The organism is Nonomuraea soli (genome assembly GCF_013761175.1).
Lineage (GTDB): Bacteria > Actinomycetota > Actinomycetes > Streptosporangiales > Streptosporangiaceae > Nonomuraea > Nonomuraea soli.
The window spans coordinates 227952-243763 of record NZ_JACDUR010000010.1; the positions used below are offsets into that span (position 1 = coordinate 227952).

Sequence of the window (15812 nt, forward strand, 5' to 3'; positions counted from 1 at the left end):
TTATCCACAACGTGCGGACAGACGTCCGGACCCTGCTGGTGGATGGTGAGACCATTCTGCCCGTCACCGTCAACGACGGGGAGTACGGCAACGCGTGGGTGTGCTCGCCGTACACGCACTACGTCACCTATGCGGGGGAAGAGCTGTATCTCGTCGGAAGTGCGGTGCTGCGTGCCCTCCTGCGGGGCGCGCTGGGGGTGCTCGGGTGGTTGTGCAGGTTCTCGCGGGTCAACCGGGTGGTGCTGGTCAACAACTGGCTGCTGTCCACGAATCTGTATCCGCGGATGAGGGAGGGGCAGGTCGAGGCGGCCATTGAGAGGCTGAGGCAGGAGTTTCCCGACCACGCGATCGTGTTCTGCTCGGTCAACGAGCCGATCCCGGGGTGCGTGAACGTTCCCGGGCGGCAGATCTACCTGATCGAACCCGGCAAGACGGCCTCCAGGGCGCGCAAGCGGTGGCGGCGGGAGCTGCGGATGATCGAGCGCGACGGATACGAGGTCGTGGTGCCCGACGATCCGAAACGGGTCGTCGAGCTGTACGACAAGCTCTACCTCGACAAGTACTCACGCAACAATCCGCAGTTCAGCGAGCGTTTCGTGGCTGAGCTGCCGTTCACCTACCGGGCTCTGGCCAAGAACGGGAGGGTGGAGGCGGTGCTCGGCTATTACGAGCGCGACGGGGTGATCACGACGCCGGTGTTCGGCTATGACACCGATCGGCCTCGTGAGGAAGGGCTGTATCGCATGCTCAGCGCGCTGCTCTACGAGATCGCGGAGGAGCGGGGGCTGAAGGTCAACGACAGCGCGGGGGCGGGGCACTTCAAGCGGCTGCGCGGGGCCGAGCCGCAGATCGAGTACCGGGCGGCTTACGTGGAGCACCTGCCGTGGCGCCGGCGGGTGGCATGGGTGGTGCTGGAGGCGGTTCTGGGGAGGTTCGTGGTGCCGATGATGCGCAGGGAGGGGTGGTGAGCGTGGACCTGGTCGCCGAGGTGCTCGCCTCCTGCGCCCGGACTCCGCGGGCGACGGCGATCATCGACGCCAAGGGGCGGGAGGTGACCTTCGGCGCGCTGCGGGAGCGGTCGTTGCGGGTGCGGGACACGCTGGTCTCGGCCGGGCTGCGGCCGGGCGAGGGGGTGCTCTACGCGGTGCGGCCCTCGCCGGAGGCGATCGCGGTGGCGCTGGGAGTGGTGGGGGCGGGCGGGACGTTGATCCTCGCCGACCCGGGGCTCGCTCCGGGCGTGCTGGAGGCACGGCTGCGGGTGGCGTCGCCGGGGTGGGTGGTGGCGGAGTCGCTGTTGTACCTGGTGACGTCGGCCCGGCCGCTGCGAGGCCTGGTGCGGCGACGCGGGGTGCTGCTGCCAGCGCTGGGACGGGCGGCGGCACGGCACGCGTACACGGGACCGTGGCTGCCGGGGGTGCCGGGCAGGGCGATACGGCTCGACGGAGGGCACGCCGGGTCGCTCCGACCGGGTGCGGGGGATGGCGGGACAGGCTCCGGGGGACCGGGCGCTGGGGGACCAGGCCCAGGTGTGGCGGGCTGGGGCGCGGCGGGCTCGGGTGCGGCGGGCTCGGGCGCGGCGGGCTCGGGTGTGGCGGGTCCACGTGGGATGGGCTCGGGTACGCCGGGCTCCAGCGCGGCGGGTTCAGGCGTGGCGGGATCGAGTGCGGCGGGCTCCAGTGCGGCGGGTTCAGGCGTGGCGGGGTCCAGCGCGGCGGGTGCAGGCGTGGCGGGTGCAGGCGTGGCGGGTTCAGGCGTGGCGGGTGCAGGCGTGGGAGGTGGCGGGCCGGGCGGTATCCCTGGGGCCGGTGGCGGGCCGGGCGGCGACCGCTTGGCCGGTGGCGGCGCGTCGGAGGTGCGCGGGGCTGAGCTCGAGTCACCTGCCGCCGTGATCTTCACATCAGGCACCACGGCCCACCCCCGTGGCGTCGTCCACACCCGTGCCTCGCTGGCCGCGGGCCTGGAGATCTTCCGCGCCCGCTTCCCCCTGCAGCCCGGCGACGTCGTCCACACCGACGGCCTGATGCTCGGCCTGCCCGCGCTGATCGGCGGGGCGACCTGGTCCATGCCAGGCGCGACCATGCAGGGCCGCGAGATCACCCACCTCTACCAGGTGCCCGTGGAGGCGGCCCGGCTGGAGAGCGTCCCGCCGTCGGTGCGCCACCTGCTCCTCGGCTCGGCGCCGGCACCCCCTGCCGTGCTGAAGAAGTGCATGGCGATGACCAACGGGCAGGTGCACAGCATCTACGCCATGACCGAAGCCCTGCCGATCTCTGTGGCGAGCGCCGAGGAGAAGCTCGACTATCCGCAAGGCGACCTGCTCGGCCCGCCGCTGCCGGGCGTGGGGGTGCGCGTGACGGAGGAGCAGGAGCTGATCGTCAGCGGGCCGCACATCGCGCGCGGCTACCTCGGCGAGGCGCCGCTGACCGAGGTGCCCACCGGCGACCTGGTCCGCCTCGATGCCGACGGCAACATCGTCCTGCTGGGCCGCAAGAAGGACATGCTGCTGCGCGACGGGTTCAACATCTATCCCAGCCTGTACGAACCGTCCATCGCCGCGCTGCCGGGCGTGCGGGAGGCGGCCATCGTGGGGCTGGCCGATCCCGAGACCGGCGACGAGGAGGTCGTGCTCGCGCTGGTGGCGGGCGAGGGCTTCCAGGAGGGGGCGGTGCGCAGGCGCCTGCCCGATCTGATGGACGCCGGCGCGCTGCCCGATCGCATCGTCGTGCTGCCGGAACTCCCGGTGTCGGGGCGGTCGCAGAAGCTCGATCGAGCTGCTTTGCGGGAGATAGTGAATTGACGGGGCATTCGACTCTTGGCAATGCTGCTGCGATGACTCTGAAACGATCTCTGGCGGGCGTAGCGCTCGCGGCGGCCTTAGCGACCGGCGCTTCAGCCGTGCCGGCGGAGGCCGCGACCTCGCTATCCGTGCAGGCCGAGGCGCTGGCCAGGCCGGCCAACGGGAAGATCCTCTACGCCGGCATCTCCGGCGGTGCGGGGGTGCTGAAGATCAAGAACGGCACGAAGCGGGATGCCGTGGTCACGCTCGTGAAGGGCAAGACCAAGGCGATCAGCATCTACATCCGGGCCAAGTCCACGGCCAAGGTTTCGTCCGTGGTGGACGGGACCTACCGGATCTACTTCACGTCGGGCTACCGCTACAGCACGAGCAAGCGGCGATTCACGAAGAGCGCCAGCTACCAGCGGTTCGACGACAGGCTGCGCTTCAGCACGACCTCGACCAGCTACTCGATCTGGACGCTCACCCTGCAGGCCGTGGTGGGCGGAAACGCGTCCACCAGTGGGGTGAACCCGAAGGACTTCCCCGTCTGACCCCGGGGGACCGCCGCACTGGCGAGTGCGGCTTGCTAGGAAGGTTGATCTGGACGGCGGCGCCCGTCGCCGCCGCCAGAGACACCTCCCATGGGGTGCCATTCCGCGGCCGCCGCGCTGGGACCACCGTGCAGGGGGAGGGGATACGGGGGTAGGCGATACGGGGGTAGGCAGTGCGGGCCGGGTCGGGCTGGGCCGGGTCGGGCTGGGTGGTGCCGGGCGGTGGCGGGGGCAGGCTGAGCGGTGGCGGAGGCCAGGCCGAGCGGTGGCTGCAGAGGGCGGGCCAGCACAAGCGGCTGGTTGAGGCGTGCCAAGGCGGGCGGCTGGCTGAGGCGTGCTAAGGCGAGCGGCCGACTGGGCGGGCCAGCACAGCGGCAGGCGGAGGCGTGGCAAGGTTGGCGGTCGGCTGGGGCGTGCCAAGGCGGGCGGGGGGTCGGCTGGGATGCGGCAAGGCGGGCGGGGGGTCGGCTGGGGTGTGGCAAGGTGGGCGGCCGGGCGAGGTGTGCCTGGCCCGGCCCTGTCCCCGTCGCAGGCCTGCTCGTCGCCGGCCTGCTGGTCGGCTGCCTGCCCGTCGCCCGTCTGCTCGTCTCCCGTCTACTCGTCGCCCGTGAGGGAGAACGACCGCAGGCGCATCCCCGCCAGCACCACCGCCCCCACGGTGACGATCACCAAGGCCGGCACCGCGAACCCGATCGCCACGTCCGACTTCAAGAACGGCACATCCGTCAACTGGTCGGCGATCGTCTGCCCCCACTGCTGGATCGAGAACTTCCGCGCCCCCGGCACGAAGGTGCCGATGAGCCCCTCCCAGATCAGCGCGTACACCACCCCGATGGCCACCGCATGCTTGGTCACCACCCCCAGCAGCAGGAACACCGCCGCGTAGGCGAACCCGGCGACGGTGGCGCCGAGGGCGAAGCCGAGGGCGATCCCCGCCTCCCCCCGGATGAGGATCCACGCGGCCGCGTAGGTGGGGATGGCCGCGAAGAGCACGAGCATCGTGGCCGCCACGAGGAACTTGGTCTGCGCGATGACCGGCCGCGAGATCGGCTTGGACAGCAGGTGGATGATGGTGCCGTCGTCGATTTCCGGTGCGATGACGCCGGTGCCCGCGATGAGCCCGAGCAGCGGCAGCATGGTGCCGATCGAGAAGGCCTGCAGCAGGCTGACGGCGGTGGCCTGGTCGGCGTCGCCGAGCAGGCGCAGGGCGAAGGCCATGCCGATGAGGAAGACCGGCAGCAGGATGAGCAGGACGATGCGGCGGCGCCCGAGCATGGCGCGGAAGGTGATCCCTGCGACCACGGTGTTCATCACGCGCTCCGGTTGATCAGGTAGGCGAAGACGCTCTCCAGGTCCTCGTCGGCGGGCGAGACCTGCTGCAGGTGGATGCCGTTGGCCTGGGCGACCCGTGGCAGCAGCCAGGTGAAGCGGCGGAACTCGAGCGCCTGGACCTCGAGCCCGTCGGGGCCGAGGGTGACGCCGCCGGTGCTGCCGTCGACGATGAGTGCGGCGGCCAGTTTGCGGTCGTCGCTGGAGCGGATGCGGAACAGGTGGGGCCGGTCGGTCATGAGCCGCCGGATCTCGCGGAAGTCGCCGGAGGCGGCGTGCCGTCCGGCGACGAGCACCTCGATGTGCTGGGCGACTCGCTCGACTTCTTCGAGGATGTGCGAGCTGAACAGGATGGTCTTGCCGGAGGCGCCCATCTGGCGGATGAGGTCCATCAGGTGCAGGCGCTGGCGCGGGTCCATGCCGTTGAACGGTTCGTCGAGCAGGAGGACGGCGGGGTCGTGGACGAGGGCGGCGGCGACCTTGACGCGCTGCTTCATGCCTTTGGAGTAGGTTTCGACGCGCCGGTCGCGGGCGGCTTCCATGTCGACGACGGCCAGCGCCTTGGAGGCGGCGGAGACGGGGTCGGACATGCCGTGCAGCTTGGCGGCGGACAGGACGAACTGCCAGCCGGTGAGGAAGCCGTAGACGCCCTCGCGCTCGGGGACCAGGCCGACGTTCCGGTAAATGTGGTGGTTCTTCCATACCTGGTTACCGTCGAGGGTGACGGTGCCGTTGGATGGGGCGAGAAAGCCCGCCATCATGTGAAGAAGTGTGGATTTTCCGGCGCCGTTGGGTCCGAGCAGGCCGGTGACGCCCGGCCCGATCGTCATGGTGACGTCGTTGACCGCCACGACGTTGCCGTACCAGCGGGAGACCTGGGAGAGCTCGATCTTCATCGGGCCGCCGCCTTCCGGTATCGCAGGAACAGCGCGCCGAGGGTGAAGGCGATCAGCGCGATCACGATCAGCGCGGGGCCCGGCCCCGGCGGGTAGGTGCCGCCGCTGGCCACCTCGCCGCCGAACAGCCACACGCGCACCGCGTCGACCAGGAAGAACGGGTTGATCAGCCAGGCCCACTCGGTGGCGGTGGTGCGCCCGACGGACTCGAAGGTGCCCACGAGGGCGCCCGAGATGGCCAGGCACAACATGTAGACGGCGATCACCGAGGCGACGCCGAGCCCGCGCCGGGGGGTGAGCGAGGCCAGCAGCAGCCCGACGCCGGCCAGGAGCACGGCGAGCACCAGCGAGGTGAAGAGCCCGGCGGCGAACTGCTGGGTGCGCAGCGGCTCGTCGGGCATGTCGACGAGCAACTCGCCGACGAACATGAGCACCAGCGGCACCGCCATGAGCAGGAAGAGCGCCAGCACCATGGCCGCGTACTTGGCCAGGACGTACTGCGTGACGCCCACCGGCCTCGACAGGTACAGCGGCAGGACCTTGTAGCGCAGGTCGGGCGCCACCGCCGTGGGCGCCTGGGAGGCGAGGAAGATCGCGGGCACGGCCTGCATGATGGTCGGCATCGAGGTGTACGTCATCGCGGTCTCGTTCATGAGCGTCATGACGACGATCGAGACGACTGCGGGCAGCAGCATCACCGTGACCAGGAAGAAGGGCATCACCTTGCTGCGTGCCGGGCGCCCGAGGCCGAAGATGCCGCGCAGGGTGAAGACGAACAGCGCGCGCGTGCCGTACGCGGAACCGAGCCTGGCACCGTCGTAGTGACGGTAACCGATGTCGTGGATGACTCCCTCAGACACCTGCCACCTCCTCGCGGAAGACGTCCTCGATGCGCTGGCGGCCCTGCTCCAGCCTGGTCAGGCAGAGTTCGAGCTCGACCGCCGCGTCGCGGATGGCGTCGTAGGTGCCGGGGCCGTCGACCTTGACCAGGAGCGCGCGGCCCTGCGGGGTGACGGTCTGGCCGGCCTCGGTGAGCTTGGCGAGCAGCGCGTCGGTGCCCTCTTCGACCTCGACCGTCAGCACGGAGGTGGCCTGGGTGAAGTCGCCGATCGCGCTGGAGCGCAGCAGCCGCCCGGAGTCGATGACGATCACGTGGTCGCAGACCCGTTCGAGCTCGCCCAGCAGGTGCGAGGTGACCAGCACGCTGATGCCGAACTCGCTGCCGATGCGCCTGATGAGCGCGAGCATCTCGTCGCGTCCCTGCGGGTCGAGCCCGTTGGTGGGCTCGTCGAGGAAGACCAGTTGCGGGTCGTGCACCAGGGCCTGGGCCAGTTTGACCCGCTGCTTCATGCCGGTGGAGTAGCCGCCGATCGGGCGGTAGCGCTCTTCGTACAGTCCCACGTGCCGCAGCACGTCGGCGGCACGCTCGCGCGATGCCGTACGGGGCAGGCCGGACATCTGTCCGAGGTGGACCACCAGCTCGGTGGCCGACACGTCGGGTGGCAGGCAGTCGTGCTCGGGCATGTACCCGACGACCCGGCGGATCTGCGCGCCTTGGGTCGCGATGTCGAGGCCGAGCACCTGCGCGCGTCCTGACGAGGGCGGCAGCAGTCCGAGCAGCATCTTGATGAGCGTGGACTTGCCGGCCCCGTTCGCCCCGACCAGGCCCGTCACGCCGGGTCCGGTCGTGACGGTGAGCTGGTCCAGCGCGGTGACGCCGGGGAAGCGTTTGGTCAGCCCCTCGGTGACGAGGATGTGCATGATCCGGACCCTACCCGCAGGCTCTTGATCAGGGCCTCCGTCACGCGGAGGATTTCCTCCCTCGTTCCGCGGATTGACCAACTTGAGGCCAGAAGGTCCTTTGGACGATGAGCGTGGCCGTACCTGAGACCACCATGCCCGTGATGTTGATCGCGAGTTGCGCGGCCGCGCCGCCCACCGCACCCCAGTCGGCCAGAGCTGTCGCCACGGCCGCGTAGCCCGCCGCCGGGATGGTCGTGACCGAGATGAAGACGCCGACCAGCGCCGACGACTTGCCCGCGGTGATCGACAGCACGCCCGCCACGCCCGCGAGCAGAGCCACGATGAACGAGAACTTGTCGGGCAGCACGATGAACTGCACTTCGGCGTTGAGCTCCAGCATGCTGTGGTTGACCCAGCCGAGCCATGAGGAGACCAGGGCGCACGCGAAGGTCACCGCGATGCCCACGGAGAACCCGACGATCAGGGTGATCGACGAGCTGCCGATCAGGCGCCACCTGCGCAGCATCAACCCGAAGCAGATGGCCGCCACCGCGCCGAACTCCGGGCCGAGCACCATCGCGCCGACGATCAGGATCGGGGAGTTCAGCAGCACGCCGATGCCCGCAAGCTGGGTGGCGATGGCGAAGAAGGCCAGATAGGCCCAGGTGATCCGGGAGTCGCCCTGCACCCGCTGGCGCAGTTCCTCCCAGATCACCGCGTCGTCGCCCTCGCCCGGCGCGTCCTCCTTGGCCTCCTCCGACGCCCGGGAGATCGACAGGTCGACCTGCTCGACGGCCATCGACCCCTCGGTCTCCAGCCACTTCAGCCGGCCGATGACGGTGTTGGCGGACTCGCGAGCCAGGTCGCAGAAGATCAGGTCGCCCTCGGGCCGGCGCGCCGCGCCCGGCAGGACCGCGATGTTGGTGACGCCGGTGCAGCTCTCCAGCGTCTCCAGCACCTCGTCGGTCCGGCCGGGCGGGCTGACCACTCGCATATGCAGCACAACGCCATTGTCGTGTATCCGGTGTTGACGGAACGTTGATGGCCGCGCGCCAGGCTGCCCCCATGAGACCCACCTGTCATGAACACGGCGAGCAGTGCTGGTTCGCCGCCATCGACGACCGCGAGTGCTGGGGGCGCCTGGCCACCTACCTCATGGAGGAGGTCAGGTACGGCGGAGCCGTACGCGTCTGATGGAGTGGTCGGCGCCCTTCTGCAGCACCAGCCCCGCCCTGCCGCGGGTCGGCAGGATGTTCTCCACCAGGTTGCGTTCGTTGATGTCGCGCCACACGTTGCGCGCGAAGGTGCTCGCCTCCTCGTGCGACAGGTCGGCGATGAACCTGAAGTAGGACTGGGGGTCCTCGAAGGCGGTCTGGCGCAGCTTGTGGAACCGGGCGACGTACCAGTCGCGGATGTCCTCGACGCGGGCGTCGACGTAGATCGAGAAGTCGAAGTAGTCGCAGACGGCCAGGGCGGTGGGGGGAGCGGGCTGGAGCACGTTCAGCCCCTCGAGAATGAGGATGTCCGGATTTTTCACCAGCTGGGTCTCACCCTGGACGATGTCGTACTCCAGGTGGCTGTAGATCGGCGCATGCACCTCGGCGGCGCCCGCCTTCACCTCGGCCACGAAACGCACCAGCGCCCTGCGGTCGTAGCTCTCGGGGAAGCCCTTGCGCTGCATGATGCCCCTGGCCTCCAGCACCGCGTTCGGGTACAGGAAGCTGTCGGTGGTCACCAGCGCCACGTTCGGGTGCTCGGGCCAGCGCTTGAGCAGCGTGTGCAGCAGCCGCGCCGTCGTCGACTTGCCGACGGCGACGCTGCCCGCGATGCCCAGGATGTACGGCACGCGCCGCTCGGGGCCGCCCAGGAAGGCGTTGAGCGCCGTGCTTCGCTGCTTGGACCCGGTGAAGTGCAGGTTCAGCAGCCGGGTGAGGGGGAGGTAGATGTCGGTGACCTCGGCCAGGTCGATGGGGTCGTCGAGGCCGCGCAGGTCTTCCAGCTCGTCAGCGGTGAGAGTCAAGGGCGTGTTCTTGCGGAGTTCGCTCCACTGCTCCCTGCTCAGTTCCACGTAGCCGTTATTCACGCAGGCAGCCTAACGAGCTGACGTGATCTCGTGCGGGACGGGTCACCGTTCGGCGACTTTGGCGAATTGCGACATATGGCGATCCGGGCGGTGACGATTAACGTGCGGTGAACAACCGCGCTCGGAAAGGCAGCACCCATGGATCGTCGGAGCTTCATCACCGGTGCCGGAGCCCTCGCCGCGGCCGGCGTGGCCGGGCCGTTCGCAGGCGTCGCCCAGGCGGGGGTGAACGGCGGCCTCAGGCCGGGCCCCGGCTACGGCCCGCTGCTGCCCGTGCCCGACGAGCGGGACGGGGTCGTCCGCCTCCACCTGCCGCAGGGCTTCAGGTACCGCTCGTTCAACCCCGCGGGTGAGGCGTTCACCGAAGGTTCCACGACCCCCGGGCGGCACGACGGCATGGCCGCCTTCCACGGCAGGCGCGGCCACGCGATCCTGGTGCGCAACCACGAGGTCAACGGCCCGGTCGGCGCGTTCGGCGACCCGGCCAAGGCCTACGACCCCGCCGCCGGCGGCGGCACGGCGACGCTGGAGGTCACCCGCTACGGCGAGGTCGTCAGGAGCGGCCCGTCGCTGAACGGCACCATGATGAACTGCTCGGGCGGACCGATGCCGTGGGGCGCCTGGGTGACGTGCGAGGAGACCGTCAACGGCCCCGACGTGGGCAACGACTTCTCCGGCGGCGACAACTCCAAGCTCACCCAGAAGCACGGCTACATCTTCGAGGTGCCGACGGACCGCAGGGCCAGCGCGCAGCCGATCCGGTCGGCCGGCCGCTTCGCCCACGAGTCGGTGGCCTTCGACCCCAGCTCGGGGGCGCTGTTCCTGAGCGAGGACAACTTCGCCTTCCCCAGCGGCTTCTACCGTTACCTGCCGCCCAGGCACCCGATGGCGGCCAGGAGGCTGCTCGACGGCGGCAGGCTGCAGATGCTCGCCGTGAAGGGCGAGCCGAACAAGGACCTGTCGGTCGGACAGCAGCCGGGCGCCAGCTACAAGGTCACCTGGGTGGACATCGACGACCCCGACCCCACCTTCACCGGCACGCCCAGCAACGACACCGCCATCCAGGCCGTCGGCCTGCAGGGGCGGGCCAAGGGCGCGGCGGGATTCTCCCGGCTGGAAGGCGCGATCTTCCACCACGGGACGATCTACTTCGTCTCCACGCAGGGCGGCGCCACCGCCCCCGGCGACACCCCGCCGTCGGGCTTCGGCAAGGGCCGCGGCCAGGTGTGGGCCTACGAGACCTGGAGCAACACGCTGAAGCTGGTCTACGAGTCGCCCGGCTCGACCGTGCTCGACCTGCCCGACAACGTGACCACCAGCAACCGGGGCACGCTCGTGCTCTGCGAGGACGGCGGAGGCGACAACTACCTGCGCGGCCTCACCCGCCAGGGCGAGATCTTCGACTTCTCGCGCCTGGTCGCGGTCTCCGGCGACTCCGGCGCGGAGTTCGCCGGCTCCAGCTTCGGGCCGGGAGGGCACACGCTGTACGTCAACGTGCAGTCCTCCCAGGGCCGCTCCTTCGCGATCTGGGGTCCCTGGCACCGGGGCGGCTTCTAGGAACCCATCCACTTCTTCGGAGCGCCACCCGACACGACGTGGTCGCCGGTCTCCCCGGCGACCTCCTCGTCGTAGGCGTACAGGCGGATCTGGATCCCGTCCGGATCGCGGAACCCGCAGGCCCACCCGCGCGAGGCGCGCACGATCGGCGGGTGCCAGATGTCCAGCCGGTCGAGGTGTTCCACCCACTGCTCCAGACCCTCGCGCGTGGTGGCGAGCGCGAACGGGTCGGCGTCGTGCATCGCCTTGGCCAGTTCCGGGTTCTCCCTGATCGCCAGCTCGAAGGCGACCCCCGGGATGCGGAAGGACATGCCGCGCACCACGCCGTCGTCGTCGGCGAAGCTGATCGAGTGCTCCAGCCGGAAGACCTTCTCGTAGAAGGCGCGGCTGCGGCCGAGATCGGTGACCCAGATCTTGAGGTGGCGAACGCCCGTGATGAACATGGGTCCATGATGGCCGTTGTTCGCCAGGCCGCCCTGAGTAACGCTTTACTCAGAAAGGTGCCCACCCCTTGGCCCTTCACCGGCCGCTCCGCCGAGCTGGCCGGGCTCGCGGACCTGCTGGCCGCGGGCGCGTCCGTGGTCCTCTCCGGTACGGCGGGCGTCGGCAAGAGCCGCCTGGCCGCCGAGGCGGTCGGTTGCGCCGACGCGCTGCGCGTCAGCGCCACCGTTCCCGACCTCCCGCTGGGCGCGCTGTCGCCGTTGCTGCCTGCCGTACCTCCCGAGGGGAACGTGCTCGCCTGGGCGGCCGACGCCATCGCGGGCAGCGGGCGCGTGCTGCTGCTGGTCGACGACGCGCACCGGCTCGACGCCACCTCGGCCACGCTGGTCCACCAGCTCGTCGCGGCCGGGCGGGCCCAGCTGGTGGCCACGGTGCGCACCGGCGAGCCCTGCCCTGACGCGATCGTCTCGTTGTGGAAGGACGAGCTGGCCGAGCGGGTCGACGTCGGGCCGCTGACCTACGTGCACGCCCTGCTGGAGCGGGTGCTGGGTGGTCCCGTCGAGCGCGACGCGGCCGACCGGCTGGCCGAACTCACCCGCGGCAACGCGCTCTACCTGCGCGAGCTGGTGGCCGCGGGGGCGCTGCGGCTCGACGACGGACGCTGGCGCTGGGCCGGGCGGCTGACCTTGCCCCGTCGGCTGTCGGAGCTGATCGAGCTGCGCATCGGCACGCTCGCCGAACCCGAGCGGGCCGCGCTCGAACTAGCCGCGCTGGGCGAGCCGCTCGGACTCGACATGCTGGTGCGCCTGGCGGGCGCGGGCGCGGTGGAGAACCTCGAGGAACGCGGGCTGATCACGGTGATCGGCGACCGCCGCCGCCAGGCCGTACGGCTGAGCCACCCCTTGTACGGCGAGGCGGTCAGGGCGGGCACGCCCCGCCTGCGTACGATGCGCCGCCTGCGCGAGCTGGCGGGAGCGGTCGAGTCGACGGGCGCCCGCAGACGCGACGACGTGCTCCGCCTGGCGGTCTGGCGGCTCGACAGCGGCAGCGCCACCGATCCCGAGCCGCTGCTGGCCGCGTTGCGGCTGGCCTGGGCGGTGGCCGACTACCCCCTGGCGGAACGGCTGGGCAGGGCGGCGGTCGAGGCGGGCGGCGGGCCCGAGGCGGGGCTGCTGCTGGGCACGGTGCTGGGCTACGCGGGGCGGCCCGAGGAAGCGGCCGAGATCCTCCGGTCCACCTGGGAGCAGGAGTGCGAGGAGCGCACCAGGGCGCTGCTGGCCACCACCCTCGGGCGCACCCTGGGCCAGCTGGGCCGCCTGGCCGAGGCCGAGCGGCTGCTGGAGGACGCCGCCGTCATGGTCGACGACCTGGAGAACCTCCAGGAGATCACCCTCATGCGGACCATGTTCACCATGGCAGCCGGGCGCTACACGGCCACGGCCGAGCTGGCGGCGACGATCCTGGCCAGGCCGGGCAACCCGGGGCTCGCCGTCCAGGCGCACGTCACGACCGCCTGGGCGCTGCTGTTCACCGGCAGGCCGCTCGACGCCCTCGAGTCCGTCGACCGGGCGATCGGCCTCGGGACCGCCTGGCGCGAGGAGATCCCGGTCCTGGTCATGTCGATGAACTTCATCCGCATCCATGCCGCCACGCTCATCGGCGACCTGGACCTGTGCCGGTCGGCCGCCGCCGAGATCGGCGCCATCGGCACGGAGACCTGGGAGGCGGCCCGCTTCGGCCACCAGTGGGCCGAGGGGGTGGCGGCCCTCATGGCGGGGCGGGTCCGTGAGGCGGTCGAGCTGCTGCGGCCCGCTCCTCCGGTGCTGCCCGACCGGGTCGACTCCATCAACCGGGCCGACCTGGCCCTGGCCGCTGGCCTGGCGGGCGACGTGGCCCTGGCCGGGCGGGCCTTGGCGGAGGCGGAGGCCATCCCGCCCGCCACTCCGATCCACCAGACGATGATCGATCTGGCCCGCCCCTGGCTGACCGGTTCCGCCGCCGAGGCCCTCCGGGCCGCCGCGCTGGCGGGCGAGCGCGGCCTGCCAGGACTCGAGGTGCTCGCCCTGCACACCGCCGTACGGCTCGGCGACCGGTCGCCCGCCACCGCGCACCGCCTGGCCGAGCTCGCCGGACTGTGCCAGGGACGGCTGGCCGAGCTCGCCGCGCTCCACGCGGCCGCCGTCCACCACGGCCGCGACCTGATGGCGGTGGCGGAGGAGTTCGCCGGGGCCGGGCTGCTCCTGCACGCCGCGGAGGCGGCGGCCCAGGCCGCCGGAGCGTTCGCGGAAGCAGGCCGCCAGGCGTCGGCCAGAGCCGCCTCGGCCAGGGCCTGGGCGCTGTCGCGCGAGTGCCGGGGCGCGGCCACCCCGGCGCTGGCCAGGCTGGCCGCACCCGCCCTCACCAAACGCGAGCTGGAGATCGCCCGGTTGGCCGCGGCGGGACACAGCAGCAAGGAGATCGCCGACCGGCTCGTGTTGTCGCCGCGCACGGTCGACAACCACCTCCAGGCGGCCTTCGGCAAGCTGGGCGTCTCGGGGCGCGGCGACCTCGGGCCGCTGCTGGGGCAGTGATCAGGGCCGGGCGTCCCGGCCGATCCCTTCGCGCTTGGCTACTGTGGGTGGATGATCCTTGGCATCGGCGTGGACGTCGTCGACATCGCCCGGCTGGCGGCGGCGCTGGAGCGCACCCCGGCGCTGGCCGCGCGGCTGTTCACCGAGCAGGAACGCGGGCGGCCCGCGCACTCGCTGGCCGCGCGTTTCGCCGCCAAGGAGGCGGTGGCCAAGGCTCTGGGCGCGCCGAAGGGCCTGGGCCACCTGGAGGCCGAGGTGCGCTGCGACGAGAACGGCAGGCCGTCGCTGCACGTGACGGGCAAGGCCGCGGAGGTCGCCTACGAACTCGGGGTCAAACGCTGGCACATCTCCCTCAGCCACGACGCGGGGGTCGCGGTGGCCTACGTGATCGCCGAAGGTTAGTTTGCTGGCTATGCGCACGTCGTACACGGCCGACCAGATCAGGGGCGCCGAGCAGGCGCTGATGGCGACGCTGCCCGAGGGCACGCTGATGCAGCGCGCGGCCCACGGCCTGGCCGCGGTCTGCGCCGGGATGCTGGGCAGGGTGTACGGCTCGCGTGTGCTGCTGCTGGTGGGCAGCGGCGACAACGGGGGCGACGCGCTCTACGCGGGCGCGCTGCTGGCCAGGCGCGGCGCCCGGGTGTCGGCGGTCCTGGCGGGGGCCAGGACTCACGAGGCGGGGCTGGCCGCGTTCCTGCTGGCCGGTGGACGGGTGGCGCCCGACGTCGGCGCCGCGGACCTGGTGGTCGACGGGCTGGTGGGGATCGGCGGCACGGGCGCGCTGCGCGAGCCGTACGCCGGGCTGGTGGAGCGGGCGGGCGGGCCGGTCGTCGCCGTCGACGTGCCGAGCGGGGTCGACGCGAGCACCGGCCAGGTCGCGGGCGCGGCCGTCAGGGCGCAGGTCACGGTCACCATGGGAGCGCTCAAGAGCGGGCTGCTGGTCGATCCCGGCGCTTCCCGCGCAGGACACGTGGAGCTGGTCGACATCGGGCTGGGGCCGTACCTGCCCGATCCCGACCTGGCGGCGCTCACCGACCCCGACGTGGCGGCGCTGCTGCCGTCGCCGGGGGCCGAATCGGACAAGTACCGGCGCGGGGTCGTCGGCATCGCCGCGGGCAGCCATGCCTACACCGGGGCCGCGGTGCTCGCGGTCGGCGGGGCGTTGCGCGCCGGGGCGGGCATGGTCCGCTATGCCGGGCCGTCCGCTCCCGTCGCCCAGGTCAGGACCCACTGGCCGGAAGCGGTGATCACCGAGCTCGACCGGCCCTCACTGGCCGGGGTGGGCCGGGTGCAGGCCTGGGTGCTCGGGCCCGGCCTGGGCACCGACGACTGGGCGCACGAGCTGGCCGCCCAGGTGCTGGCGAGCGACGTGCCCGTGCTGATCGACGCCGACGCGCTGAGCCTGGTCGCACGCGACCACTCGCTGCTGTTCCGCAGCGCGCCCGTCGTGCTGACGCCGCACGCGGGTGAGCTCTCCCGGCTGCTGCGGGTGGCGCGCGAGCGCATCGAGGCCTCGCGGCTGGAGTTCGTGCGCAGGGCGGCCTCGGAGCTGAACGCGACGGTCCTGCTCAAGGGGTCGACCACGGTGATCGCCGAGGCCGACAGACCGGTGCGGGTCAACCTCACGGGCAGCTCGTGGCTGGCCACGGGCGGCACCGGCGACGTGCTGTCCGGAGTGGCGGGCGCGTTGCTGGCCGGCGGGCTCAGCGGCTACGACGCCGCCTCCTGCGCCGCCTACCTGCACGGACTGGCGGGCACGCTGGCCGCCGACGGAGCGCCGCTCGTGTCGGCCGACGTCGCCACGGCGATCCCGGAGGCCATGCGGAGTCTGCGACGAGCACGCGGCTGAACTGCCAGACTGGA

Annotated in this window: 15 protein-coding genes; 8 read left to right on the top strand and 7 right to left on the bottom strand. The window is 71.6% G+C overall.

The features are described 5' to 3' along the window. Nucleotides 1–11 precede the first annotated feature (11 nt). From HNR30_RS42600 to HNR30_RS42615, 3 genes are read left to right on the top strand one after another with little or no spacing between them, the layout of a single operon-like run. Entirely contained in the window at nt 12–968 is a 957-nt protein-coding gene (locus HNR30_RS42600) for a hypothetical protein (RefSeq protein WP_220134635.1), read from the top strand. Further along, nucleotides 965–2797 carry an AMP-binding protein gene (locus HNR30_RS42610; RefSeq protein ID WP_312895039.1) on the top strand — a complete coding sequence of 611 codons (1833 nt, stop codon included), beginning with the start codon at nt 965–967 and terminating at the stop codon, nt 2795–2797. Before HNR30_RS42600 ends, HNR30_RS42610 begins: the two co-directional genes overlap by 4 nt. 32 nt (nt 2798–2829) lie before the next feature. Continuing rightward, complete coding sequence (locus HNR30_RS42615; RefSeq protein ID WP_181615905.1) at nt 2830–3330, top strand: hypothetical protein; 501 nt, start codon at nt 2830–2832, stop codon at nt 3328–3330. Nucleotides 3331–3924: 594 nt separating this feature from the next. On the opposite strand, the gene HNR30_RS42620 is transcribed toward HNR30_RS42615, so the two are convergent. The 5 genes from HNR30_RS42620 to HNR30_RS42640 are packed head-to-tail and all read right to left on the bottom strand — an operon-like array spanning nt 3925 to nt 8292. Continuing rightward, a complete protein-coding gene (locus HNR30_RS42620) occupies nt 3925–4641 on the bottom strand; it encodes an ABC transporter permease (protein WP_181615906.1) in 717 nt (238 codons plus the stop codon). Further along, complete coding sequence (locus tag HNR30_RS42625) at nt 4641–5555, bottom strand: ABC transporter ATP-binding protein (protein ID WP_181615907.1); 915 nt, start codon at nt 5553–5555, stop codon at nt 4641–4643. Before HNR30_RS42625 ends, HNR30_RS42620 begins: the two co-directional genes overlap by 1 nt. Then, nucleotides 5552–6415, bottom strand: a complete 864-nt coding sequence (locus HNR30_RS42630; protein WP_181615908.1) for an ABC transporter permease — start codon at nt 6413–6415, stop codon at nt 5552–5554. Before HNR30_RS42630 ends, HNR30_RS42625 begins: the two co-directional genes overlap by 4 nt. After that, the gene (locus tag HNR30_RS42635; RefSeq protein ID WP_181615909.1) at nt 6408–7316 is read right to left on the bottom strand and encodes an ABC transporter ATP-binding protein; all 909 of its coding nucleotides are present in this window, start codon (nt 7314–7316) and stop codon (nt 6408–6410) included. Before HNR30_RS42635 ends, HNR30_RS42630 begins: the two co-directional genes overlap by 8 nt. A gap of 40 nt (nt 7317–7356) precedes the next feature. Continuing rightward, the gene (locus HNR30_RS42640; RefSeq protein ID WP_220134675.1) at nt 7357–8292 is read right to left on the bottom strand and encodes a DUF389 domain-containing protein; all 936 of its coding nucleotides are present in this window, start codon (nt 8290–8292) and stop codon (nt 7357–7359) included. A gap of 71 nt (nt 8293–8363) precedes the next feature. On the opposite strand from HNR30_RS42640, the gene HNR30_RS49770 reads away from it, so the two are divergent. Further along, on the top strand, nt 8364–8492 hold the full coding sequence (locus tag HNR30_RS49770) for a hypothetical protein (protein WP_281389969.1): 129 nt from the start codon (nt 8364–8366) through the stop codon (nt 8490–8492). Here the strand turns inward: HNR30_RS49770 and coaA are convergent. Continuing rightward, the gene (gene coaA, locus HNR30_RS42645; RefSeq protein WP_181616019.1) at nt 8464–9366 is read right to left on the bottom strand and encodes a type I pantothenate kinase; all 903 of its coding nucleotides are present in this window, start codon (nt 9364–9366) and stop codon (nt 8464–8466) included. The genes HNR30_RS49770 and coaA overlap by 29 nt on opposite strands. Nucleotides 9367–9519: 153 nt before the next feature. Here coaA and HNR30_RS42650 point away from each other — a divergent pair, with 153 nt between their 5' ends. Continuing rightward, nucleotides 9520–10938 (top strand): alkaline phosphatase PhoX, encoded by a 1419-nt coding sequence (locus HNR30_RS42650; RefSeq protein ID WP_181615911.1) that lies wholly within the window; start codon nt 9520–9522, stop codon nt 10936–10938. Here the strand turns inward: HNR30_RS42650 and HNR30_RS42655 are convergent. Then, nucleotides 10935–11381, bottom strand: coding sequence for a VOC family protein (locus HNR30_RS42655; RefSeq protein WP_181615912.1), 447 nt, complete (start codon nt 11379–11381; stop codon nt 10935–10937). The two genes, HNR30_RS42650 and HNR30_RS42655, sit on opposite strands and share 4 nt — an antisense overlap. A gap of 57 nt (nt 11382–11438) precedes the next feature. Between HNR30_RS42655 and HNR30_RS50525 the strand changes: the two genes are divergently transcribed. From HNR30_RS50525 to HNR30_RS42670, 3 genes are read left to right on the top strand one after another with little or no spacing between them, the layout of a single operon-like run. Then, complete coding sequence (locus tag HNR30_RS50525) at nt 11439–13949, top strand: helix-turn-helix domain-containing protein (RefSeq protein ID WP_181615913.1); 2511 nt, start codon at nt 11439–11441, stop codon at nt 13947–13949. A gap of 51 nt (nt 13950–14000) precedes the next feature. Continuing rightward, nucleotides 14001–14351 carry a holo-ACP synthase gene (locus HNR30_RS42665; RefSeq protein WP_181615914.1) on the top strand — a complete coding sequence of 117 codons (351 nt, stop codon included), beginning with the start codon at nt 14001–14003 and terminating at the stop codon, nt 14349–14351. A gap of 10 nt (nt 14352–14361) precedes the next feature. Continuing rightward, the gene (locus HNR30_RS42670; RefSeq protein ID WP_181615915.1) at nt 14362–15798 is read left to right on the top strand and encodes an NAD(P)H-hydrate dehydratase; all 1437 of its coding nucleotides are present in this window, start codon (nt 14362–14364) and stop codon (nt 15796–15798) included. The last annotated feature ends 14 nt before the right edge of the window (nt 15799–15812 follow it).

Bases quoted from the DNA above. Each gene is read 5' to 3' on its own strand.
- HNR30_RS42615 (WP_181615905.1), top strand. From the start codon at position 2,830: ATGACTCTGAAACGATCTCTGGCGGGCGTAGCGCTCGCGGCGGCCTTA.
- HNR30_RS42620 (WP_181615906.1), bottom strand. From the start codon at position 4,641: ATGAACACCGTGGTCGCAGGGATCACCTTCCGCGCCATGCTCGGGCGC.
- HNR30_RS42625 (WP_181615907.1), bottom strand. From the start codon at position 5,555: ATGAAGATCGAGCTCTCCCAGGTCTCCCGCTGGTACGGCAACGTCGTG.
- HNR30_RS42635 (WP_181615909.1), bottom strand. From the start codon at position 7,316: ATGCACATCCTCGTCACCGAGGGGCTGACCAAACGCTTCCCCGGCGTC.
- HNR30_RS42640 (WP_220134675.1), bottom strand. From the start codon at position 8,292: ATGCGAGTGGTCAGCCCGCCCGGCCGGACCGACGAGGTGCTGGAGACG.
- HNR30_RS49770 (WP_281389969.1), top strand. From the start codon at position 8,364: ATGAGACCCACCTGTCATGAACACGGCGAGCAGTGCTGGTTCGCCGCC.
- HNR30_RS42650 (WP_181615911.1), top strand. From the start codon at position 9,520: ATGGATCGTCGGAGCTTCATCACCGGTGCCGGAGCCCTCGCCGCGGCC.
- HNR30_RS42655 (WP_181615912.1), bottom strand. From the start codon at position 11,381: ATGTTCATCACGGGCGTTCGCCACCTCAAGATCTGGGTCACCGATCTC.
- HNR30_RS42665 (WP_181615914.1), top strand. From the start codon at position 14,001: ATGATCCTTGGCATCGGCGTGGACGTCGTCGACATCGCCCGGCTGGCG.
- HNR30_RS42670 (WP_181615915.1), top strand. From the start codon at position 14,362: ATGCGCACGTCGTACACGGCCGACCAGATCAGGGGCGCCGAGCAGGCG.